This is a genomic window from Dysgonomonas sp. 521, assembly GCF_010501055.1.
Classification (GTDB): Bacteria; Bacteroidota; Bacteroidia; order Bacteroidales; family Dysgonomonadaceae; genus Dysgonomonas.
Map to the genome: position 1 here is coordinate 27,790 of NZ_QVMO01000020.1, position 21,940 is coordinate 49,729.

Below are 21,940 nucleotides of genomic sequence, written 5' to 3' on the forward strand. Positions count from 1 at the left end.
TTATAACTTATATGAAAAAAATCGAAGCGATAGTTCGCAAATCAAAATTCAATGAAGTACGCCGTGCCTTGCACGAAGCAGATATCGACTTTCTGTCATGGTGGGAGGTAAACGGTCAGGGCAGTGCCCGTCAAGGTTTAATATTCAGGGGGATAGCTTACGATGTGAACACTATAGAACGCATCTACATAGCTTTCGTTGTGAGAAATATAAATGTGGATAAGTCTATAAAAGCGATCATAGAATCGGCGTTTACCGGCGAAAGCGGCGACGGCAGGATATTCGTGTCGGCTATCGAGCAATCCATTCGTATACGCACAGGCGACCACGGAGACGAAGCCTTGTATGACAAGGACGAAGATGACGAAGAAAGTAAGTAAAGATCAGGTTATTAAGACAAAGGAAAAAAGAAAAAAAAGTATGAAACGAAGACTATTCAGATATATTACCATTATATTATTTATGGCTCTGGCACTGCCCACAGTCGCACAGGCACAGGATTCACTCGTCACCGTAACAGACACCCCTAAAACGACAGCGATTGTCCCTGTGGAAACAAGCGTAACAGTTGCAGAAGAAGCAACGACACTCGATTCGGGAAATACAGCATGGATGATAGTAGCCACCATTCTGGTTATGATGATGACCGTTCCGGGATTAGCATTATTTTATGGAGGGCTTGTCCGCCAGAAAAACATATTGAGCATTATTATGCAGTGCCTGTTTATTACAGGTGTTATCAGTATTATCTGGATTGCCTTCGGGTACAGTTGGGTGTTCGGTACCGGCTACATGGACTCTGGCAGTTCGCTCGGAGCCATTATAGGCGGGTTCGACAAGGTATTTCTAAACAGCCTGACACTCGACACATATATGGACGGAGTAGGTATTCCTGAAATATTATTCGCCTTATTCCAGTGTATGTTTGCAGTTATCACTCCGGCTCTGATTATCGGTGCCTTTGCTGAAAGAATCAAATTTTCGGGTTATGTGGTTTTTATCGTCCTGTGGTCAATTATCGTTTACAACCCGATGGCTCACTGGGTATGGGGCGGTGGCTGGCTGATGGAAATGGGTGCCATTGACTTTGCCGGAGGAACTGTAGTACATATCAACGCGGGTATTTCCGCCCTTGTAATGGCCATTATGCTCGGCCGCCGCAAAGGTTACAGGACTATCGGGCATCCGTTTACCCCTCACAATATTCCGTTCGTGTTCATTGGTACGGCTTTGCTTTGGCTGGGCTGGTTCGGGTTCAATGCGGGAAGCGGGCTGGCAGCAGACGGTCTGGCGGCGAATGCCTTTCTGGTTACACACCTTGCAACCTGTGTTGCCGCCGTGGCATGGATGGCATTAGAATGGATTATGTATAAAAAACCGACAATAGTAGGCTTCTGCACCGGTGCTGTTGCGGGACTGGTAGCTATCACGCCTGCCGCGGGGACTGCCGACGTACTGGGCGCATTCGCCATAGGAGGCATATCGGCGTTAGTATGCTTCTTTATGGTTGCCTACGTAAAACCTAAACTGAAATATGACGATTCTCTCGATGCCTTTGGTGTACATGGTGTGGGAGGTATCGTAGGGTCTATCCTTACCGGGGTATTCGCTACACAAGCTATTACCGGAGCCGATGGTGTACAGGGCGCCTTATATGGAGACTGGGATCAGCTGTGGATACAGATCGCAGCTACAGGGGCTTCGGTCGTATACAGTGCTGTCTTAACATTCATCCTATTCTTTATTGTCAACAAAACAATTGGTCTGAGAGTAAACAAAGAAGATGAGGCTGTAGGGCTCGATATTTCTCAACACGGGGAAATAGCCTACAGCGAAGACGAGTAAGAAGACCATACTGAAAAACACTAAAAAGAGGCTGCCCTCTGTAGGACAGCCTCTTTTTTTATGATTCAATTTTAATTTATTTCTCCACCGTCAAATCAACAATTTCAGCGTCAGGCGCATTTTTCTTAACGGAAGCAATACCGTTGTCACGGCTAACTACGCTTTCATACATTTCACTGGTTCCGATTATTTGTCCGTTGGTAGCTTTCAGATTGAAATATGGTTTCCCGTTTTTAGCTTCCAGCCTATCGAAACGTGCATCAACCTGGCTGTTTTTCCTTACTGATTCAATACCGTTTTTGCAATTTTCTTTTTTTGTATAACCTTCGCTGACTAAAACCACTTGTCCATTACTCGCTTTAAGATTAAATTGGAATTCTCCATTTTTTCTCTTTGTAATCTCAAATTTTCCCATTTTTGTTTCGTTTAAGAAGTTCGTATTTAGTTTAAACGCAAGTTTACAATAAAAAGTTTATTTAACCTCATTTTTAAGTGAAATATTTCACCTGTAAATCTATTTTACACAAAATACTCAGAATACTCTCTTGTCGAGCACCAACAAGAAAGCCCGGTTAAACGTTTAGTTCAACAGGACTTATATATGCGAATCAAGGGTTAAAAAGCACAGTAACTTATTGTCCCGAAGGGACTGAAGGTGGATAACCACGGGTAAAACCCGTGGCAGGAACTGACTGAAGAATATGTCTCCGTAGGAGGCAAATAGCAAAAAAATGTCATTCGCCTCCTACGGAGACGGTCTATTTCTACCTGCTTTTGCCACGGGCTTTACCCGTGGTTATCCATATTAGCCCACTTCGTGGACTTAGAACCCTGACTGCAAAACAGAAGATTGATTTATAATAGTATACTGCAACCCAAAGCAACCCTTGATTCGCATTATATATATCTTTTTACATGTAATATTAAAGCAAGGCTTCCAGATACCCGGCCATTTCCTCTTGCAGCTTCTTTGCTTCCGCTGCGGCGGCAAACGCAAAATCTTTCGTGCTATCCGCATAGATTATAGCACGGGAAGAGTTGACCAATAATCCGCACTGCGAATTCATCCCATACTTTACAACCTCCGCTAAACTCCCACCCTGAGCCCCTACTCCGGGAACAAGCAGAAAATGGTTCGGCGCATATTTACGTATATCCGCAAACATTTCGCCTTGGGTAGCGCCTACCACATACATCATCTGTTCATCGGTAGCCCATTCTTGCGACTTCTTCAATACTTTTTCAAACAGCCTTTCCCCGTTCTTATCTTCGGTTAATTGGAAATCGGCAGAACCTTTGTTTGAGGTCAGAGCCAGCAGGATAATCCATTTGTTAGGATATTTGAGGAATGGCTTCACGCTGTCTTCGCCCATATATGGAGCTACTGTAATAGCGCTTGCTTTCATGTGTTCGAAAGCCGACATGGCATACATTTCGGCAGTATTGCCTATATCCCCGCGCTTGGCGTCTAGTATAATAAATTGGTTTGGATACCTTAACCGTATGTATTCTATCGTTTTATACAATGCTAAGACACCTTTTACTCCCTGGCTTTCGTAGAAGGCGGCATTAGGCTTATAAGCAACACAGTATTTTGCCGTAGCATCTACTATTGCCGTATTGAAAGCATAGATAGGGTCTTCTTCTTCGAGTAAAACCGATGGAATTTTATTTATATCTGTGTCTAAACCTACACAGAGAAATGATTTTTTCTTTTTTATATTTTCAAATAATTCTTGCCTTGTCATATTGGGAAAACAGTTAACAGTTAGTAGTTAGCAGTTAACAACTGATAACCCATAACTGATAATTCATAATTTATAACTCATAATTCATCAACCACGACTTACATTTCACTTTCTTTTAGCCGCTCCGTATTCTCGGCAATAATCAACTGGTCGATAACCGGCTGTATTTCGCCATCCATCACAGCGGGCAGATTATATAAGGTCAAATTGATACGATGGTCGGTTACCCTGCCCTGCGGATAATTGTATGTCCTGATCTTTGCAGAGCGGTCTCCTGTCGAAACCATTGTCTTACGCTTCGAGGCTATCGCTTCCATGTGCTTTGACAGTTCGATGTCATACAACTTAGACCTCAGCATCTGCATAGCCAGCTCCCTGTTTGCCAACTGGGATCTCGACTGCTGGCAGACAACAACTATACCCGATGGCTTATGTGTTAGCTGAACCTTCGTTTCAACCTTATTTACATTCTGACCTCCCGCCCCGCTGGATCGTGCGGTCTGCATCTCTATATCAGCCGGATTAATTTCCACGTCCACCTCTTCGGCCTCAGGCAGTACGGCTACTGTTGCCGCAGAAGTATGTACACGTCCCTGAGTTTCGGTAGCAGGCACCCGCTGAACACGGTGCACACCCGACTCATACTTCAATATACCATATACACCGTCTCCGGTAACTGTGAATATTATTTCCTTGAAGCCGCCCGAAGTACCTTCCGTTACGCTTGTTACTTCAGTTTTCCAGCCTTTCCATTCGCAATACTTCGTGTACATACGGTAGAGGTCTCCGGCAAAGATAGCCGCTTCGTCTCCACCTGTACCTCCACGGATTTCCATAATGGCGTTTTTACTATCCTCAGGATCGGCAGGAACCAGCAGGAATTTTATTTCCTCTTCGAGTATAGGCAAACGTTCATTGGAAGCATCCAGTTCTTCTTTTGCAATCTCTCGTAGTTCGGCATCGTTCTCATTCTCAAGTATCTCTTTTGCCTCATCCACGGTTGTCAGCAATTGCTGATATTCCTTGCGGGCTATACTTATTTTTTCCAGATCACGGTATTCCTTATTCAGCTTTACATAACGCTTCATATCGGCTATCACGGCAGGGTCTGTTATCAGTTTGCCTATTTCCTCGAAACGTATATACAAAGCGTCAAGCTTATCTAATAATGACGATTGAGCCATATTTTATTTATCCTCTAAAAATTAATACGGGCACAAAGGTACGGAAAAAGGGGCTAGATTATTTATCAGCGGATAGAAAAATTCAGTCTATTTTCTTTATGCCATTTTTGCAAAAGAAAAGCCCTCTCTCTATTTTTTCAATCCGCATCTTTCTGCTGGCTTCTATTTGTTGCTCCGAATAATTTACCTTGTGATAAAGATGATACGTAATAACTTCATGCTTGATGTTCAGTATTTTTATGTTGGGAAGTTTACGCAACCTCCAGTCCAGATCCAGATCTTCTCCGCATCTCGGGATGGTATAATCCTCATCATAACCGTTTACATCGAGTATTGCCTTACGTGGAGCAGCCCAGTTACAGCCTATAACCTTCCTTTTGGGCTTGCCTATACCCATCCACGGCATATAAAAGGCTCTGTCGAGATGACTGGCGTGTAATATAAGATTCGCAAAATTAAGTTTTCCCAAATCTTTTGTGTCGAGTATCTCCTTTGTAATCTTTTCATCCAGATAACACCTTCTCCCCAGGCAAACCGTATCGGGAGCCAAACGCTTGCCGTATGCCTCCAACAGGCGGTGATGAGGAATGCAATCTCCATCCAGAAAGACAAGGTATTCGCCTTTGGCCGCAACCATTGCCTTATTCATTATCTGCATTTTACGGAATCCCATATCTTCCTGACTCACATGCCTGATATCAAAATTGAACTGCTTACGCGCCGATTCGAGGAATACCAATGTTTCGGGAGCATCATCGTCTTCGGCTATTATGACTTCAAAATCGGTATATGTCTGTTTAGATAAAGCCAGAAGTAATAGATATATGTTGTCAAGTTGCTTGTACAAAGAAAGTATTACGGATATCATTTTTTTTAAGGTATAAGTTTGGAAACAAAGATATAGAGTATATCCGAGATAGAAAAATTTGCAAAAAGAAAGTCCGCGAAATCACCTTCGCAGACTTCCCAACCTTAACACAAACTTTACAAAACTACACAATAGAGCTGATTGCAGCCTGTTATTTGGTTCAAAAATAATACAGGAACCAACTCTGTGTTTCATTATATCTTATATTTTGAGGGAAATAGAAAGACAATTCATCTTATTGAACATTATTAAAACCTTCTGTTTCCTTCAAAATTTGTATCTCAGTCTTTACAATAGCAAAGATAGTAAAATTTACACATTAACAATAGATACTATCTATTTTTTAAAAAAAATTATTTTTTTTGACGATTCATTTCTTTATCTCTCTCCTTAAATATTCGGCTGTGAAGCTGTTATCTTTTTTTACCACATCTTCAGGCTTCCCAAATGCGACGACTGTTCCTCCGGCTCTCCCTCCGTCCGGTCCCATATCGATAATATAGTCGGCGCTTTTAATTATATCCTGATTGTGCTCAATAACGATAATTGTGTTCCCACGATCAACCAGTTTATTCAAAACGCCCAATAAAACACGGATATCTTCGAAGTGTAAACCCGTGGTGGGTTCGTCCAGAATATAAATTGTATTTCCGGTATCTACACGCGCCAGTTCAGCGGCAAGCTTTACTCGCTGCGACTCCCCGCCCGACAATGTGGTCGAAGGCTGCCCAAGTTTCAGATAGCCGAGCCCTACTTCCTGCAAGACTTTTATCTTATGCAATATATTCGGTACATTTTCGAAAAATTCCACAGCCATATTGATGGTCATATCCAATACATCGGCGATGGATTTCCCTTTGAAACGAACCTCCAGTGTTTCCCTGTTATATCGTTTGCCATGACACTCTTCACACTGTACATATACGTCAGGCAGAAAGTTCATCGCAATCGTCTTGTACCCGTTTCCGCCACACACCTCGCAACGCCCGCCTTTTACATTAAAGGAGAAGCGACCGGCCTTATATCCCCTTATTTTCGATTCAGGAAGGTTTACAAACAGGTTCCGTATATCGGAAAACACTCCCGTATATGTAGCGGGATTAGACCGCGGAGTACGCCCGATAGGCGACTGGTCTACACTGATTACCTTATCTACAAGCTCGATGCCGTCGAGCTTCTTGTATGGTAAAGGGTCGGTCAAAGACCTGTATAAATGCTGGCTTAATATAGGCAGCAATGTACCATTGATAAGGCTGGACTTTCCGCTACCCGAAACCCCTGTAACACAAATAAATGTATTGAGGGGAAAGGTTATATCCACATTTTTCAGGTTATGTCCGGTAGCTCCTTTCAACGTGATTTTTTTTCCGTTCCCTTTTCTCCTTTCCTTCGGAATCTCTATTTCGAGCCTGCCATTGAGATAGTCGGCGGTCATAGTATTGGCTTTCAGCATTTCCTGCGGGGTTCCGGCAAAGACTACCTTACCACCGCGCCGTCCGGCATAGGGCCCCATATCGACCACATAATCGGCATCCAGCATTATATCTTTGTCGTGCTCTACTACAATAACTGAATTGCCCGAATCACGCAATTTTTTGAGTGAGTCTATCAGGCGGCTGTTATCTCTCTGGTGCAGCCCGATACTAGGCTCGTCCAGGATATAGAGCACATTTACCAACTGTGAACCGATCTGTGTAGCCAGACGAATACGCTGGCTCTCCCCTCCCGAAAGTGAAACGGAAGGACGGTTTAGTGAGAGGTAGTTGAGCCCCACATCCAACAAAAATGAAAGGCGGGACGCTATTTCCTTCTTGATTTCTCCGGCAATCAGTTTCTGCCTCTCTGATATATGCACATCCATATCCTGTATCCATTCGTACAAATGCTGGATATCCATTTCGGCAAGTTCGGCTATATTCTTACCGTTTATTTTATAGTGCAAAGCTTCCTTATTCAGGCGCAGCCCGTTACAGTCAGGACATACATCCGTCTTGATAAACTGTTCTGCCCACTTCTGTGCAGAAGCAGACGAATCACTATCCTGCTGCATATCGATATATTTGGCTACACCCTCAAAGGCTACTACATAGTTCGAATTACCTAAAGATTCGTTCTTAATCTGTAAACGTTCTTCTGTACCAAACATAATTTCGTCCATCGCCTCTTCGGGGATATCCTTGATGGGAGTCTTGATGGTAACTCCATGTTTTTCACAGATAGCTTCTATCTGCCAGAAAAACAATGAGTTTTTATATTTCCCCAAAGGCGCGATACCTCCGGCATAGATACTAAGTTGCGGCTTCGGCACAATCTTATCCATGTCTATCCTGTTCACGATCCCCAATCCTTTGCAACGGGGACAGGCTCCATGAGGCGAATTAAAAGAAAAGGTATGTGGCGCAGGCTCACTATAGGAAAGCCCTGTGGTAGGACACATCAGCTGACGGCTGAAATGGCGCACCTCACCGGTGGCTACATCCTGTATCATAATCAGCCCGTCGCCCTGCTTCATAGCAGTGCGTAAACTGCTCTTGAGATTATCGGCGAACTTATTGGATGCAACAAGTTTATCTATCAGTATTTCAACACTGTGCATCTTATAACGGTCGAGACGCATGCCGGGTATAATTTCCCGGATTACCCCATCGACACGTACTGTGAGATAGCCTTTTTTGTTTATTTGTTCAAACAACTCCTTATAGTGCCCTTTACGGTTGCGGACAACAGGTGCCAGCAGATATATTTTCTTTCCTGTATACCGATCCAGTATAAGTTCCAGTATCTGTTCTTCCGTATATTTCACCATCTTCTCGCCCGTCAGGTAAGAGTAAGCTTCTCCTGCGCGCGCATAGAGCAAACGGAGGAAGTCATATACTTCGGTTGTAGTTCCTACCGTGGAACGGGGATTACGGTTTGTCGTTTTCTGTTCGATAGATATAACAGGACTAAGGCCTGTAATTTTATCTACATCGGGACGTTCCATCCCTCCCAGAAAATTACGTGCGTATGCCGAAAACGTCTCTATATAACGCCTCTGGCCTTCTGCAAAAATAGTATCGAATGCTAATGATGATTTTCCGCTACCGCTAAGCCCTGTAATCACAACAAGCGAATCGCGTGGAATCTCTACATCAATATTTTTTAGATTATGAACACGTGCGCCGTAAACGTTGATGGCTTCTTTCCCTTCTGGTATAATTGTTTCCATTCAGTTTTCACCCCTCCCGGCCTCCCCAAAGGGGAGGAGAACAAAGAGAGTCTTTATTTTTATTATATAATAACTTCATCCGCACCATACTCCCTCTCCAGTGAGGAGTGTTGGGGTGGAGTGTGTTAATTGTCTTTAATCCAGGCTCTGTCATGTACCTTGACTTTATCGCCTTTTTTGTAATATAATGATTCCTGCGTAGGAATAAGGATAGTATATGAACTCTGGCTTTTTGCCGAAATAGTCAGTTTACGGTCTCTCAGCCAGCTGTTAAAGTCTTTCAGTTGCGCATAGGTCAAGCCTCTTTCTTTGGCAAAAGAAGCCAAATCGGGAATAGACTGGGTCACTTCTACTTTTGTAAATTCTATCGGCTTATATAAATCTTTATCGGTAAAGATAAACCCAAATTTTGCGGGATTTTCAAATATCTGCTTTACAGCCAGCATACGGAAATAATAACGGGTGGTTTCAGACACCAGCCACAAGTCGAGACTATCGTCAGCCTGCTGCTTATCCAGTTCCCCACTGATGCGTCCCTGCCCGGCGTTGTACGACAGAGCCACACTTGCCCAGCTTCCATATTTACGATAGGCTTCCTTAAAATATTTACATGCCGCAACTGTTGATTTTTCTACCGAATAACGCTCGTCCACCTCTGACGATACTTCCAATCCATAGTTTGGCCCTGTCTTCGGCATAAACTGCCACAGGCCGGCAGCGCCCGCAGAGGATACGGCTCTGGTATCCAAGCTGCTTTCTATCACAGCCAGATATTTAAAATCTTCGGGTATCCCGTTCTCTTTCAATATAGGCTCTATTATGGGGAAATACCGGTTCGCCCTTTTTATGAGAAGCAATGTAGTGGAATGCAGGTAAGTGAAACCGTTTATTTCACGGTCGTACCGTTCATGCATATCGTATCTGTCCAACTGGATATCTTCTCCGGCAAAGGTAACCTTGTCAGGTACTTCTACCGATTTTGTCATCGACAGTACATAAGGCACCTTTAATTCTGTTTCGCCACGGCTGTTATTCGAAAGAAAGACCAGCGCCAATATACAGGCAGCTACTATTGGTACGATATATAATATAATTTTTTTCATACGGCTAGTTTGTTTTTAAAGATTGTATGGGTACTTGCATGACAAAACCTTCTAGTGCTTTAATGAATCGTTCCCCCATGCTCGTTTTCATTTACTATAATTGTGAGTTTTTTTAATAGATTATAGCTATCAAAGGTACTGCTTTATTTCGGAAAATAAAAGAAGCTGTCCGGCTACAAACCCTGACCTTTCCATACAAAACAGCCCGGATAAAGCGATTCGGATAAATCCGGCTCTTCCTTAAAAATTCCAAAAACGGATGAGCCTGATCCTGTCATAGACGCATATAGCGCACCTTGCTCATACAGTGCGTCTTTTATTAGGGCTATACCGGGATGTTTGGCAAATACGCTTGCCTCGAAATCATTTACCATCACTTCCTTCCATGCCGAAACAGGCAGCCTGATTATATCTTTAAGCGATTGCTTCGGGGCTTGCGGTGCAACAAGGGCAAAAGCATCCTTTGTAGACACATGGATATCGGGTTTGACTAAAGCAAAATAATAGTCTTTTAATGATAGTTCTATCTCTTCAAATATCTCCCCTATCCCCGATGCAAATACAGGATGGTTATGAATAAAGAACGGGCAATCGGCACCAAGACGCACGGCTAACCTTATCAGTTCTTCATCCGGTGCACCCAGATTAAATGTATTGTTCAGCAGCCTGAGCATAAAAGAAGCGTCTGCCGAGCCTCCGCCGAGTCCCGCGCCAAAAGGGATTTTCTTCAGCAAGTGAACTTCTACCGGAGGAAAGGTATATTGGGAACGCATAAGACGCAGGGCTTTCATCACTAAATTATTATCGGGGTCGGCATCTGTTTTAATGCCTGCCTCGAAGAACGTATCTTTAATATGCCCTTCTCTAATAATAACTTCAAGCGCATCTTTGATGGCGACAGGATAGAATATCGTTTCAAGATTGTGATATCCGTCTTCACGCTTAGAAACGACATTCAGCCCTAAATTCACTTTGGCATTGGGGAAAGTAATCATAATGTTTATTCTTTAGCCTGCAAAATTAATTAATCTTCATTATACACTTCTACTTTTACGCCCAATTTATCGCTGGGTATAGTATTTAGTTGTTGCCAGCCCCCTTCATTTATGATATGATTTCAACACCATTAATAGCTCTCCGTCTCTGTATTGTATTTGATAACGTTCGATTATACTTACCAGGCTCTACTGATTGACATTAAGAAACTGTTCAAATTTTATACGAAAATTTTTATTACAGGTTCTGGTCAATAGTTCTTAGCAATTTTTTTAGGCTCTTTTTAGCGTCTTTTTGGCTCCGCCGATTTTCAATTCCCTTTTTACTCTTGGTTTAGCCCGCTAAACCTGCTAGCAAGGTTCGATAGCGTTTTTAGCCATTCCACAAAGATACGAAGCCTGTTTCGGATATGATAGTCCGAAACAGGCCTCTTTTTAATCACTAACGGAAATTGCTTCTCAGCATTCAATCCTTCCCGATTCCCCTCCGAGTTGGCAAAGACAGTGAAATTGTAAAGAAGGACATTTATTCTCTTTTGTCCTTATAGGAGTTCTTTACCATCTTGGTAAATGACCTCTCTTGCTTCCGCTTCTCATATACAGAAGCTGTATAATGCCAGGCTTCCCGGCGGAGTTTGAGGTAACTCTCATATACACCACGCTCTATCTCACCATTCTCTACCGCTTCGATTACGGCACATCCTTTCTCGCTGATGTGCTGACAGTCACTAAACCGGCATTCACCCTCATAATCTGATATATTCAAGATTTCAGACAGATTATCGGCATTATCATTTGTAACGCCAAAGAGCTTTACACCCGGAGTGTCGATCAGCACACCTGAATTTGCCATCAAGACCATCTCCCGGCGGGTTGAAGTATGGCGACCTTTTCCGGTTGAATCACTAATTGCACCTGTCTGCAACACTTCTTGTCCGCAAAGAGCATTGATTAGAGTACTTTTACCAACACCCGACATGCCTGTAAAGACAATGGTTTCTCCCGGAGAGATAAACGCCCGAAGTAGAGCGATACTTTCTTTCGATTCCACGCTGGTATAGAAAACGGGTATCTTACCGGAAATGTGTTTCAAGGCATTTTCTGTTTCTTCCCGGTTGAAGCCCAAATCCGTTTTAGTTAATACCAATACGGGTTGAATACCTTCGTCTGCGGTTTGTACGATGAAACGTTCAACCCGGCGGACATTAAAGTGCTGGTCCAGACTTTGCACAATGAAGGCTTTGTCAATAAACGAAGCGATGGCCTGCCTTTCTGAAACGGTTCCGCTTTTCAGCCGATAAAGCGTCTTTTCCCGGGGTAAAAGATCGAGGATAATACCTTTGTCTGTATCAATAGGCTGAAAAATAATCCAGTCACCTGTACATGGATATTCGGATGAGCTCTTTCCATAGAGCATATTCCCGGCAAGTTCACAGGTGTAAAAGGCATCTTCGGCAACTACTTCGTAACAGGTTTTATGGGTAACTGTTACTCGTCCGTGCGGAAGGTCTTTGAAATTAGAATGTTGTTTTTGTTGGAATAGTTCGTCGCTCCAACCGTATAATTGTAAATCGTTCATTATATTAATATATAGTAGCATACACAGAAAATACAGCAATGCATTCAACATTGTATGCAGATTAAAACTGAGATTATAATAATGGAAAACGACTCCCGAAAAGAGATATTCGAGAGCAAACGAATGGACAATCTGTACAGAACGCACAGATTGTTTACTAAACCAAATCCTTCTTTGTAATTGTCATAGGATGGCAAAGATACGATATTTTTTTGTATCTACCTTAAAAGCACTACTTTTGTAGTTCAAACTTGAAGAAAAGTCAATTCACGAACCCTATGAAGTGGCAACGTTGTCATTCCTGATTTACTGTGTCTTTATCCGGCATAGTTAAATCCATATTCTTATTAACAAATAAACTGATTTTCAATGAATACAAAAAAGAGAGGGAACGGAACGATAAATTCCGATTGTCCTGTATGATACGAGGTTAAGGCTACTTCGCCTTTTCTTTAGTAACTATTTAGTAACTGATTTCTGTCCAGTCTTGACTTTCGACTGTCTTTTCCTGTCCACAAGCTTCATATCAGCTTTCAGGTTCAAATATACGAACTTTTTGAATCTTACAAAAATTAATTGAATATCAAGTCGTTCTCCAGTGCAAGGTGCAGCCTATTTATATATAGGCTGCACCTTGCACTGGGCTTTACATATCATTCATAGATAAGCCCCTTAATTCAATCTTATATTTTGCAAGTTCTTTTTTGATTGAATCGGCTTTCGCCTGAAGTAAAGTTATGTCAATTTTCTTGGGGTTACGCTTTACCTCGGCAACAATAGCCGTTTTATCCAAATCATTCAAGGCTATCAGGTCTATCTCATTTTCGCCTTTACTGTCCCAATAGCTACCAATAGCGGTTATCCTCTCCTCTTCCGCCATTTTAGCCCGAAAGTATTTTTCCAAAGTGAAACCGCTATATTGCTCATAGTTCTTATCAATAGACTCACGAAGCAAGTCATATTTTCCCATTTCAATCAATGACTGATTCGGATAAATGAACCGAAACCAAAAACGAAGGTAGTTGTCATTCAAACTCCAACGGGCTTTTCTGCTTTCTGGCTTCGAGAACATAGGCTTGTTCTTTGTGATAAGGGAATATTCCTTCTCCAAGTTGACCAAATATGCTCCTGTATTCTTTCCGATGATGGAATCTATTTCACTTTGGGTCGTTTTCCCGGAAGCGATTAATTGTAATATAGAGAAATAGGTTCCATACTCTTTTCCAAACTCAGAGATAAGCAATTCTTTGCCTTCCCCTATAAAGGGAGAATCAGGACGTGTAACCATATCCAGTATCTTATTCTTTGTTACAGCTCCGGCTTCCATCAATAGGTCAATATACTTGGGAACTCCACCCGTCAGCATATAGAGACACAGAATATCTTCCGATTTATATTTCGGATTATAATCGTTTATGATTTCTTTTATTACACTAACGGCGAAAGGTTGCAATGTTATTTTTGAAGTAAGTCGCCCGAATAACGGTTCTTTCCTGTTCTCAAAAATCTTCATCATCATTGAATAGATAGAACCGGAAGCAATAAAGTTGATCTTAGTCTTATCCTTGTACTGATCCCAAAGATTCTGAACATCGCTGAATATGGACGAATTTACATTATCAAACTCTTGAAATTCATCAATGATAAGCGTGTAATGTTCCTTTGTGGCAAAAATCAACAACTGTTCAAAAAGGTCTTTGAATCGGGTAATAGTGCCAAAAATCTGTAATCCCAAAGCATCTGCCGCATCTTTTTGAAACTGTTCGCAAAGAAGCGGTTCGCTTTTACGGGAGACAAACAGATAAAGATACTTCTGTCCCTTTACAGATTCAAGTAAAAGGGAGGTCTTGCCAATACGACGACGACCAACCATAACCGTAAAGCAGGAACTCCTCTTCGATTGCTCCAATGTACGGGCTAATATCTCTAACTCCGCTGTTCTGTTATAAAACTTCATATCTCATGTTATTTAATACTCATTATCTTAATGGTGGTTACAAAAATAAGAAGAATATTTCAATCCGCCACTATGTATATCAGGTTATTTTAATGGCGATTATTTTAATTGCCATTAAAATATTGGCAAATAAAGGTACTGTCGCTTGTCCTACATGGATAAATCCGCATAAAAGCAGCACATTTGTCCATGTGGAAATGGGATGCAAACATGTTGATTTTTTGGAACGTTTTTTGGGGATATTAGATATATCAATATCAAAACTGCTTATTTGCTGCTTTGCCCATAGTTCTTTAGGTGCATTTTGTTGGAAATTATAGCGCATAAGATAGTTATAAATGGCTTTATATACTCTTTCGGAGATAAATCTCTTATTTGAATTGTCCCGGTGTTGTATGAAAATGTTTAGAGAAAAACTTATTGAATGCACTTTGAGTTTCAAACCCCAAGAGAAAAGCTACCTCCGTTAGTGGAATATGTTGTCTAAGATATTTTTGAGCTAATTCCATACGAAGATCATCAAGTATTTTTTGATAGGATGTCCCCTCTGCTTTCAACTTCCTTTGCATATTACGTTCACTCATATTGAACCTTGTAGCAACTGGTTTTAAGCTTAATTCGGAAGTAGACAGACTGTGCATCAGATAGCGTCTGACCACATTGGAAAGACTGTTGGTTTGGCTGTAATATCCAATATGGCTCATTGTATTTTCAAAAAGCGAAAAATGTTCTTTGTTTGTTGTTGTAACAGGTAATTCCAAAATTGATTTTCGGAATATTAATGTTTGCGTCTTTTGGTTAAACTTTATAGGACAATTCAGATATTCCTCTAACTTGTCCGTTCTCCCTTCTTTTTCATAGATGGAGTGAACTTCAACTGGCTGAATAAATCTTCCGGTATAGCTGTAGGCATATTGAAGAGCCATTCCATATTGCATCTCCATCCATTGTCGGGCTGCAACCGGATATTTACAAGCAAAATCATCATCAATCAAAATCTCATAGTAAGCAAACATTTCATCTGTCCTTACAGAATAGCGAGAAATCGTATTGGCTGTTGAAGTATGATTTTCCATTTCCATAAACAGATCACCCACTGTTTTACTATTGTGATAAAGATTAAAGAAGGCTGCTATGAGATTAAAAGGGATAAGAAACCCCGATTTTAAGCCAATCCGGGAATCTTTCTTCAATTCGACTAGCTTTTCAAAATACCGGCCAAGTATCCCTGCCTCAAGCTTTGTAACAGGATTAATCAGAACAGATGTGTCCGTCCCAAACTCCGCTAATATGGCATCCACATCTACTCCTGAATCCCGATGTTGGGTCTGAATAATATTGAAAAGTCCAGCAATTATATACATAAAACTTAGAATTTGTCGTAATCGGACAAAATTATGACTTTATATTCAATTCTGCAAATATGATTCTGCGATACTTTTGTATTGTGAAAAAGTATATACCTCAAGGAAGTTTATGAACTATAAATATGAGCATACTACAACTATTTTGTTCGACGCTCCTTTTTGGATCGTTCTCTTTGAACGTATAGAAAACGGAATGTATTCTGTCGCAAAAGAGGTATTAGGAACCTCTGAACCTACGGCTGCTGATATTATTCTTTTCTTCGATAGGTTGGACTATAACCGTCTTCGTTATTCTATACCGGTGGAAGATGAAAAGGCGATAAAACCTAAAGTCAATTTCAAAAAAGCGCAGAAAGAAGCCCGGAAAGCAATACAACAGGATGATTTCAGATATGCATATAGTAAAGCACATGTAGAACTTAAGAAGTTACAAGAAGAGAAAAAAACAGAGAAGAAAACCGTTTCCAGACTTCAAAAAGAAGAGGAAAAGGAACGAAAGTTCGAACTCAAACAACAAAAGAAAAAACAGAAACTCAGAGGGAGATAGTCTAAAATGCACCTGTAAAGATATTGATGATGGAGAATGCTTTTGAAAATTTAAAAGCAAGAAATAGCAAAATTAAAATTGCTTTCACACTTACTTTTGCAGACAGATAGTGAAAATTGATGCTAAAAAGAGACAAAAGTAGTAAGGTACACAAAGAAATAGTCGGAAAAATTACGGACTATATTCTGAATAATCTGCATGAGACTTTAGATTTAGAGCAGCTTGCGGATAAAGCCTCCCTGTCTTGTTTTCATTTTCATAGGATTTTCACAAAGCTGAAAGGTGAAACTCCGCATAATTTTATCAGGCGTTGCCGTGTAGAGAAAGCGGCACGATTGATTCAATCGGGGCAATACTTATTCCTGCATGAAATCGCTTATGAATGCGGCTTTTCTACACAATCATTATTTGTAAGAACGTTTAGAAAATATTATGGTATATCGCCACATGAGTTTAGGAAAGCAGTTAAAACAATATAAGTTATGGTACATTTAGATTTAGAAGGAACACATTACGAAATTGGTCAGGAGTTAGGCAATTTCTTTCAAGAACAGGAAACAACTTTTCCAATCAAGCTAAACAAATGGCAGAAAGAACGGGGTGTTGAAAGCTTGCAACTTCTCGAAAAGTTCTTTCCCGAAGCTGTTGACGAAATAAAAGGCATAACAGAAACCATAAATTACGATTATGAACTTTTCGGTGCATGGCTAATGACTATGGGATGTTGCCTGATAATGAGAGAAAATCATAATGTAGAAGTTAGAGGCTGCACGGCATTTTGTTTTACCGATAATGACAAGATATATTACGGACGAGATAATGACCTTCCGCCATACCTGAAAGAGGTCAGCAAAAGTATCTACTATCGACCTATCGGAAAAAATAGCTTTTTGCTGAATACGTCTTCTTTCACAAATGGAGAGGAAGGCATCAACGAACACGGACTTGTCGTAGCCATGACGTTTGTTGTTCCGTATAAAGAGAAGGTGAAAGCCGGTTTCAACTCCGTATTTCTGGTACGTTATCTATTGGAAAATTGTTCGACAGTACAAGAAAGTATAGAAGCGTTGAGAAAATTGCCGATAGCCTCAGGTTGTAACATTATTTTAACGGATAAGTCAAAAGAAATGATTGTTGCCGAATGCACTTCATTTGAGATAAACTTACGCCAGCCCGAAACGAATGCCAAAGGAGAAAGATTTATCGTAACAGTAAATCATTTTACTTCCCCAAAGATGCAGAAGTATGACAGAAGCAAGCAAAATTTATATTCCTCAAAAGTGAGGTATGAAACAGCTTACAAAGCCCTCGAAAAAGCCGATTATGATAATGCCATTTCGTATGCCAAGAATCTTTTAAGCGGGAAATATGGTTTTATGTGTCAATACCGCAAAGTCAAGTTTGAAACAATTTGGTCAACGATATTCGATATAAAAGATTCCAAGATGTATTTGGCTGAAGGAAGTCCCGAATTTATGGATTATAACGAGAGCATGCTGCGAATATAACATCTTACAAAATTCTCTTATGAAAGATAAGATAGAAAAAATAGTCAGTGAATTGAATGCTTCAATTCAAGTAGGAGAATTGGAATTGTATGATATAGTCCAAAACGCTCCGTCCATGATATTGATGATGGAGAATGCTTTTGAAGAATTAAAAGCTCTCGTTTTGAGATATGAATTCCCTACCCCGGAAGAAGAAATCACTTTCTTTAAATATACTAAGCCCACACTGTTTAGTAAATTAATTTATTTCCGTAAGATTTATTATCTGGAAATTAAACGTCCTATCCCAAATTTCATAACTATAAAGGCGTATCTTGAGAAAGAGCACGAACAAATAAATGGCTTTTGTAATAAGAACGCTGAATTTATTCAATACTATCGCTCCGGTCAAAGTTGTTTTGACGAGTATTATTTTTTAAGAGGACGTCATGAAATGGATTTGAATCTGGAAAGTTTTTATTTCGAGCGTGATCCTAAGTTTTCGACTAATTTTGATTTCAAGGTTGCTAAACTGCTTGCCAACGATATGTTGGCGGCTTATCTGAATTGCGAGTTGTCGAAATTAAAGTATCAGGAAGAAAACGGCTATCAAGTAGATGAAGAATTACCTTCTGCTCAATGGACGGACAAGAAAACGGCACTTGGAGAACTCATATATAGCATTCACGAAGAAAAAAGCATCAATGCAGGAATGATAGAAATAAAAGCATTGGCGACCATTTTCGGAAGAATTTTTAAGGTCGATTTGAGCGATATTTACCATATATTTTTAAAAATCAGAGGTCGCAAAACCAATCGAACAGAATTCCTTAATCGTTTGATTAAGGCGTTAACCCGAAGAATGGACGATGCGGACAGCAAATAAACCAATTAAATATAGTATCTTTGTATGCGTAAAATAAAGAGAATAAGAAGTATATCAGATACTTCATAGAGATATAACATAACGTTCGCTGAACGTCTCGCTACGAAAACTGGCACTTTTCAAGACAAACGAGGCAACAGTTGGAATGTTCATGCTATACGAAAGTATGGCGTGGACTCTATCTGTTTCGTTTGTCGGGTATGCCAGTACCTCGTAGCGGAATGGTGTGAGTTCCACGCTTCTTTTTTGAAGTACAGCGAGTGATGGTATGAACAATTAAATTCGAAGAAACATGAAAAAAATTATCCTTTACATCGCTGCATCACTTGATGGGCGCATTGCAGAACCGGACGGTGGTATCGAATGGCTTTCCGAATTTCCTATTACCGAAGAAATGAATTATGGCTACAAAGAATTTATGGATTCGATTGATACGATTATCATGGGTGGCCGCTCTTGGCGTGAATTATCAAATATGGATGCAATGGGTGCGTATGCGGACAAAACAGTTTATGTGGTTTCTCATCATGATTGGGGAGAAAAAGAAAATATTAAATTCATTACGGAAAATGTAATTGAACATATTGATGACCTACGTAATGAGTCGGGAAAGAACATTTGGCTATTTGGCGGTGGTGAATTGGTTTCAATGTTGCTTGCTGCCGATTTGGTTGACGAAATGCAGATAGCTTATATCCCCGTTATTCTAGGCAAAGGAGTTTCTTTATTTCCCGAACAACCTAAAGAATCAAAATGGAAATTGCAGGATAGTACAAGCTATAAAAATGGAGTTTTGAAAACGACCTATATTAAAAAGTTAGCAAGATAGGAAAAGTCCTAAATCTGTTTATACCATACTTTTGCAAAAACAAATAAAAGAAATGAGTATGACAAAAACAGAACGAGTTACAAGCATTATCCTGGCGGTTATCCTTCTATTAACCGTTGCCAACAGTACATGGTATTTTCTGGGCATTGCCAAAGTGAGCGTTGTTCAATGGCTTGTTTTCAACGCATGTGCTCCGTCGAGTATTGCTTTCCTGCTGGGGTTAATCTTCTATTTCAGAACAAAGAACAAAATGTGGCTTACAATCGCCCTTGTGCCGATGATGTTTTTCGGAACAATGGGCTTGTTTGTCTTTCCGTGGAAAAGCGGAATTGATCTTTTGACCCAATTCTCCCATATCATTATGACGCTCAATATCGTATTGGGTTTATGGATTACATTAAAAGAAAAAGATTACAAGGCTTTAGGAAACGGATTATTGACAAGCGTATTAATAGGAATACCTTTTATAGCATTCACCCAGGCTTACTGCCGTGAATATGCGGAGGAAGTAATGAGAGTTTTAGGAATCTAATTTCAGTAAATAAGATGCAACAACGAATATCAACCATAGAGGAATACCAGAAACAAATCAATATCATTGTGGAGTATATCAACAATCACTTGGATCAAGCCGTTGATTTGACAAAACTGGCTGAAATAAGTCATTTTTCTCCCTATCACTTCCACCGCATTACCCGTGCGTTTATGGGAGAACCTATCGGAACTTATATCGTCAGGGTTCGGCTAGAAACTGCTGCCCGTTTGATTCGATATACCGATATGTCTGTTGCTGAAATCGCCTACCGTGTCGGCTACGATGTTCCTGCGTCTTTATCAAAAGCATTCAAACAACAATATGGTATTTCGCCGTCAGAATACCGCACCAACAAAGATTTTACCATTATGAAAGCAGAAAAGAAAGATATGCAATTAAAGATAAAAGCACCCAAAGTATTGGAGATTGAAGCCAAGCAAGCCATTTACATTAAACTCACAGGTGAATATGGAAGCCTCGACTTTTCCGGTTCATGGCAACGTTTGTGGCAATTCGTCAAAGAACATAAACTCTTTACTTTCGGAATGGAGCATATCGCCATTTATCACGATGACCCAAAAGTAACAGAGGGTAATAAACTCCGCACCGATATTTGCCTTGTCGTTAAAAAAGACGTAAAGGCACAGGGCGATATTGGAGTAAAAGAAATCAAAGCGGGAAAGTTTGCTGTGTTTCATTATCAGGGTTCATACAGCAATTTGGATGCCGTTTACGATACGATATATGCTCGCCTGCTTCCCGAAAACAACTTGAAACTTCGGGATTGCCATTGCTTCGAAAAGTATCTGAATCACCCTGACAGAACAAAACCCGAAAAGTTAAAAACTGAAATCTATATTCCTGTGGAATAAGATAGTATCTTTGCAATTCGATTAACAAATAAATGAATCCGTTAAACGAAACAGTCGCGAATGAGTTAAAACAACAGGGAATAGAATTTATCCACTTTGTTGATATCTCCGGTTTGGCAGAAAAGCGAAATCGGGGATTTTCGTCTGCTATACTATTTGGCGTTAAATGCTCTCCCGAATACCTGAAAAGAGTCAGTGACAATCCTAATTATGTGTCTGATATGGTTGCCCGCAACTATTTCGATGACGACGAGCATTATGTTTATGAAATGGGCATGTACCGCATATCCGACCTGCTTGCAGAGTTAATTGAAAAGAACGGTTACAAAGCCTATTCACTTTCGGATGCCAACCAAATAGCAACAAGTAATTTTGATGGGATGTTTGGTAAAACAATGCTTCCATTAAAGACATTGGCTACTCATGCCGGATTGGGTTGGATTGGTAAGAACAACTTGTTGGTAAATAAAGAATATGGTTGTTGTCAAACATGGGGTGGAGTATTAACTGATGCACCTTTGAATGTAGTCTTGAAAAACCCGCCCGTTGTCCAATGTGGCAACTGCCAAACTTGCTTGGATGTTTGTGAACCCCATGCCTTGCAGGGTGCTTCTTGGCAATCAGATATACAACGCGAAGAAATGATTGATGTCGATAAATGCACTACTTGTTTGAAGTGTATGGTGCATTGCCCGTGGACACAACGATATATGAAAAAAGAATTATAAGTAGAAACAACATGAACAAAAAAGAAGTAATTTTCGTACTCTTAAACGAGTTTGCCGATTGGGAAGGAGCTTATATTTCCACCTGTTTGAATATAGGAGTAAAACCGGGAGGCCCAATCAAATACACAGTGAAAACCATGTCTGTAACCAAAGACCCTATCCTGTCGATAGGCGGCTTCAAAGTATTACCCGACTACGACCT

21 protein-coding genes and 1 pseudogene are annotated in these 21,940 nt (G+C 40.6%); 12 read left to right on the forward strand and 10 right to left on the reverse strand.

Translation table 11 applies throughout. From position 1 onward, the window contains the following. Positions 1–11: 11 nt before the first annotated feature. Both D0T84_RS07970 and D0T84_RS07975 read left to right on the forward strand, forming a co-directional pair. Complete coding sequence (locus D0T84_RS07970) at positions 12–380, forward strand: P-II family nitrogen regulator (protein WP_163307352.1); 369 nt, start codon at positions 12–14, stop codon at positions 378–380. Between the two features lie 40 nt (positions 381–420). Further along, positions 421–1,845: an ammonium transporter gene (locus D0T84_RS07975; protein ID WP_163307353.1), complete on the forward strand. Its 1,425-nt coding sequence runs from the start codon at positions 421–423 to the stop codon at positions 1,843–1,845. A gap of 76 nt (positions 1,846–1,921) precedes the next feature. Here D0T84_RS07975 and D0T84_RS07980 read toward each other — a convergent pair whose 3' ends face one another. The 9 genes from D0T84_RS07980 to D0T84_RS08020 all read right to left on the reverse strand — a co-directional run bounded on the left by D0T84_RS07980 (position 1,922) and on the right by D0T84_RS08020 (position 14,487). Further along, entirely contained in the window at positions 1,922–2,260 is a 339-nt protein-coding gene (locus D0T84_RS07980) for a YegP family protein (protein ID WP_163307354.1), read from the reverse strand. Positions 2,261–2,768: 508 nt separating this feature from the next. After that, positions 2,769–3,593 (reverse strand): orotidine-5'-phosphate decarboxylase, encoded by an 825-nt coding sequence (gene pyrF / locus D0T84_RS07985; RefSeq protein WP_163307355.1) that lies wholly within the window; start codon positions 3,591–3,593, stop codon positions 2,769–2,771. Between the two features lie 98 nt (positions 3,594–3,691). Continuing rightward, the gene (prfA, locus tag D0T84_RS07990) at positions 3,692–4,777 is read right to left on the reverse strand and encodes a peptide chain release factor 1 (protein ID WP_163307356.1); all 1,086 of its coding nucleotides are present in this window, start codon (positions 4,775–4,777) and stop codon (positions 3,692–3,694) included. Positions 4,778–4,859: 82 nt separating this feature from the next. Further along, entirely contained in the window at positions 4,860–5,645 is a 786-nt protein-coding gene (locus D0T84_RS07995) for a glycosyltransferase (protein WP_163307357.1), read from the reverse strand. A 370-nt stretch (positions 5,646–6,015) separates the two neighbouring features. Beyond that, positions 6,016–8,853 carry an excinuclease ABC subunit UvrA gene (uvrA, locus tag D0T84_RS08000; RefSeq protein ID WP_163307358.1) on the reverse strand — a complete coding sequence of 946 codons (2,838 nt, stop codon included), beginning with the start codon at positions 8,851–8,853 and terminating at the stop codon, positions 6,016–6,018. Positions 8,854–8,978: 125 nt separating this feature from the next. Continuing rightward, the gene (locus D0T84_RS08005; protein WP_163307359.1) at positions 8,979–9,956 is read right to left on the reverse strand and encodes a lytic transglycosylase domain-containing protein; all 978 of its coding nucleotides are present in this window, start codon (positions 9,954–9,956) and stop codon (positions 8,979–8,981) included. Positions 9,957–10,129: 173 nt separating this feature from the next. After that, positions 10,130–10,951, reverse strand: coding sequence for a 4-(cytidine 5'-diphospho)-2-C-methyl-D-erythritol kinase (ispE, locus tag D0T84_RS08010; protein WP_163307360.1), 822 nt, complete (start codon positions 10,949–10,951; stop codon positions 10,130–10,132). A gap of 526 nt (positions 10,952–11,477) precedes the next feature. Then, positions 11,478–12,530: a ribosome small subunit-dependent GTPase A gene (gene rsgA / locus D0T84_RS08015; RefSeq protein WP_163307361.1), complete on the reverse strand. Its 1,053-nt coding sequence runs from the start codon at positions 12,528–12,530 to the stop codon at positions 11,478–11,480. Positions 12,531–13,176: 646 nt separating this feature from the next. After that, on the reverse strand, positions 13,177–14,487 hold the full coding sequence (locus D0T84_RS08020; RefSeq protein WP_163307362.1) for an ATP-binding protein: 1,311 nt from the start codon (positions 14,485–14,487) through the stop codon (positions 13,177–13,179). A gap of 5 nt (positions 14,488–14,492) precedes the next feature. On the opposite strand from D0T84_RS08020, the gene D0T84_RS08025 reads away from it, so the two are divergent. Then, entirely contained in the window at positions 14,493–14,807 is a 315-nt protein-coding gene (locus tag D0T84_RS08025; protein ID WP_163307363.1) for a hypothetical protein, read from the forward strand. 51 nt (positions 14,808–14,858) lie between these two features. Here D0T84_RS08025 and D0T84_RS08030 read toward each other — a convergent pair whose 3' ends face one another. Next, positions 14,859–15,851 (reverse strand): AraC family transcriptional regulator, encoded by a 993-nt coding sequence (locus D0T84_RS08030; protein WP_163307364.1) that lies wholly within the window; start codon positions 15,849–15,851, stop codon positions 14,859–14,861. Between the two features lie 112 nt (positions 15,852–15,963). Here D0T84_RS08030 and D0T84_RS08035 point away from each other — a divergent pair, with 112 nt between their 5' ends. The 9 genes and pseudogenes from D0T84_RS08035 to D0T84_RS08075 form a co-directional block, all read left to right on the forward strand. Next, complete coding sequence (locus tag D0T84_RS08035) at positions 15,964–16,401, forward strand: YjdF family protein (protein WP_163307365.1); 438 nt, start codon at positions 15,964–15,966, stop codon at positions 16,399–16,401. A 119-nt stretch (positions 16,402–16,520) separates the two neighbouring features. Continuing rightward, the gene (locus tag D0T84_RS08040) at positions 16,521–16,880 is read left to right on the forward strand and encodes a helix-turn-helix transcriptional regulator (protein WP_163307366.1); all 360 of its coding nucleotides are present in this window, start codon (positions 16,521–16,523) and stop codon (positions 16,878–16,880) included. Between the two features lie 3 nt (positions 16,881–16,883). Then, positions 16,884–17,909, forward strand: a complete 1,026-nt coding sequence (locus D0T84_RS08045) for a C45 family autoproteolytic acyltransferase/hydolase (protein ID WP_163307367.1) — start codon at positions 16,884–16,886, stop codon at positions 17,907–17,909. Between the two features lie 19 nt (positions 17,910–17,928). Further along, positions 17,929–18,774 (forward strand): RteC domain-containing protein, encoded by an 846-nt coding sequence (locus D0T84_RS08050; RefSeq protein WP_163307368.1) that lies wholly within the window; start codon positions 17,929–17,931, stop codon positions 18,772–18,774. Positions 18,775–19,066: 292 nt separating this feature from the next. Continuing rightward, a complete protein-coding gene (locus D0T84_RS08055) occupies positions 19,067–19,603 on the forward strand; it encodes a dihydrofolate reductase family protein (RefSeq protein ID WP_163307369.1) in 537 nt (178 codons plus the stop codon). Between the two features lie 58 nt (positions 19,604–19,661). Next, complete coding sequence (locus tag D0T84_RS08060) at positions 19,662–20,135, forward strand: hypothetical protein (protein WP_163307370.1); 474 nt, start codon at positions 19,662–19,664, stop codon at positions 20,133–20,135. A 14-nt stretch (positions 20,136–20,149) separates the two neighbouring features. Continuing rightward, positions 20,150–21,010 carry a GyrI-like domain-containing protein gene (locus D0T84_RS08065; protein WP_163307371.1) on the forward strand — a complete coding sequence of 287 codons (861 nt, stop codon included), beginning with the start codon at positions 20,150–20,152 and terminating at the stop codon, positions 21,008–21,010. Positions 21,011–21,042: 32 nt separating this feature from the next. Next, positions 21,043–21,738: a 4Fe-4S dicluster domain-containing protein gene (locus tag D0T84_RS08070; RefSeq protein WP_163307372.1), complete on the forward strand. Its 696-nt coding sequence runs from the start codon at positions 21,043–21,045 to the stop codon at positions 21,736–21,738. An 11-nt stretch (positions 21,739–21,749) separates the two neighbouring features. Then, a pseudogene (locus tag D0T84_RS08075) lies at positions 21,750–21,940 on the forward strand (glutamine amidotransferase); the annotation flags it as partial.

Excerpts from the sequence above, each read along its gene's own strand:
- D0T84_RS07970 (WP_163307352.1), top strand. The coding sequence starts at position 12 with ATGAAAAAAATCGAAGCGATAGTTCGCAAATCAAAATTCAATGAAGTA.
- D0T84_RS07975 (WP_163307353.1), top strand. The coding sequence starts at position 421 with ATGAAACGAAGACTATTCAGATATATTACCATTATATTATTTATGGCT.
- D0T84_RS07980 (WP_163307354.1), bottom strand. The coding sequence starts at position 2,260 with ATGGGAAAATTTGAGATTACAAAGAGAAAAAATGGAGAATTCCAATTT.
- pyrF (WP_163307355.1), bottom strand. The coding sequence starts at position 3,593 with ATGACAAGGCAAGAATTATTTGAAAATATAAAAAAGAAAAAATCATTT.
- prfA (WP_163307356.1), bottom strand. The coding sequence starts at position 4,777 with ATGGCTCAATCGTCATTATTAGATAAGCTTGACGCTTTGTATATACGT.
- D0T84_RS07995 (WP_163307357.1), bottom strand. The coding sequence starts at position 5,645 with ATGATATCCGTAATACTTTCTTTGTACAAGCAACTTGACAACATATAT.
- uvrA (WP_163307358.1), bottom strand. The coding sequence starts at position 8,853 with ATGGAAACAATTATACCAGAAGGGAAAGAAGCCATCAACGTTTACGGC.
- D0T84_RS08005 (WP_163307359.1), bottom strand. The coding sequence starts at position 9,956 with ATGAAAAAAATTATATTATATATCGTACCAATAGTAGCTGCCTGTATA.
- ispE (WP_163307360.1), bottom strand. The coding sequence starts at position 10,951 with ATGATTACTTTCCCCAATGCCAAAGTGAATTTAGGGCTGAATGTCGTT.
- rsgA (WP_163307361.1), bottom strand. The coding sequence starts at position 12,530 with ATGAACGATTTACAATTATACGGTTGGAGCGACGAACTATTCCAACAA.
- D0T84_RS08020 (WP_163307362.1), bottom strand. The coding sequence starts at position 14,487 with ATGAAGTTTTATAACAGAACAGCGGAGTTAGAGATATTAGCCCGTACA.
- D0T84_RS08025 (WP_163307363.1), top strand. The coding sequence starts at position 14,493 with ATGTTATTTAATACTCATTATCTTAATGGTGGTTACAAAAATAAGAAG.
- D0T84_RS08030 (WP_163307364.1), bottom strand. The coding sequence starts at position 15,851 with ATGTATATAATTGCTGGACTTTTCAATATTATTCAGACCCAACATCGG.
- D0T84_RS08035 (WP_163307365.1), top strand. The coding sequence starts at position 15,964 with ATGAACTATAAATATGAGCATACTACAACTATTTTGTTCGACGCTCCT.
- D0T84_RS08040 (WP_163307366.1), top strand. The coding sequence starts at position 16,521 with ATGCTAAAAAGAGACAAAAGTAGTAAGGTACACAAAGAAATAGTCGGA.
- D0T84_RS08045 (WP_163307367.1), top strand. The coding sequence starts at position 16,884 with ATGGTACATTTAGATTTAGAAGGAACACATTACGAAATTGGTCAGGAG.
- D0T84_RS08050 (WP_163307368.1), top strand. The coding sequence starts at position 17,929 with ATGAAAGATAAGATAGAAAAAATAGTCAGTGAATTGAATGCTTCAATT.
- D0T84_RS08055 (WP_163307369.1), top strand. The coding sequence starts at position 19,067 with ATGAAAAAAATTATCCTTTACATCGCTGCATCACTTGATGGGCGCATT.
- D0T84_RS08060 (WP_163307370.1), top strand. The coding sequence starts at position 19,662 with ATGACAAAAACAGAACGAGTTACAAGCATTATCCTGGCGGTTATCCTT.
- D0T84_RS08065 (WP_163307371.1), top strand. The coding sequence starts at position 20,150 with ATGCAACAACGAATATCAACCATAGAGGAATACCAGAAACAAATCAAT.
- D0T84_RS08070 (WP_163307372.1), top strand. The coding sequence starts at position 21,043 with ATGAATCCGTTAAACGAAACAGTCGCGAATGAGTTAAAACAACAGGGA.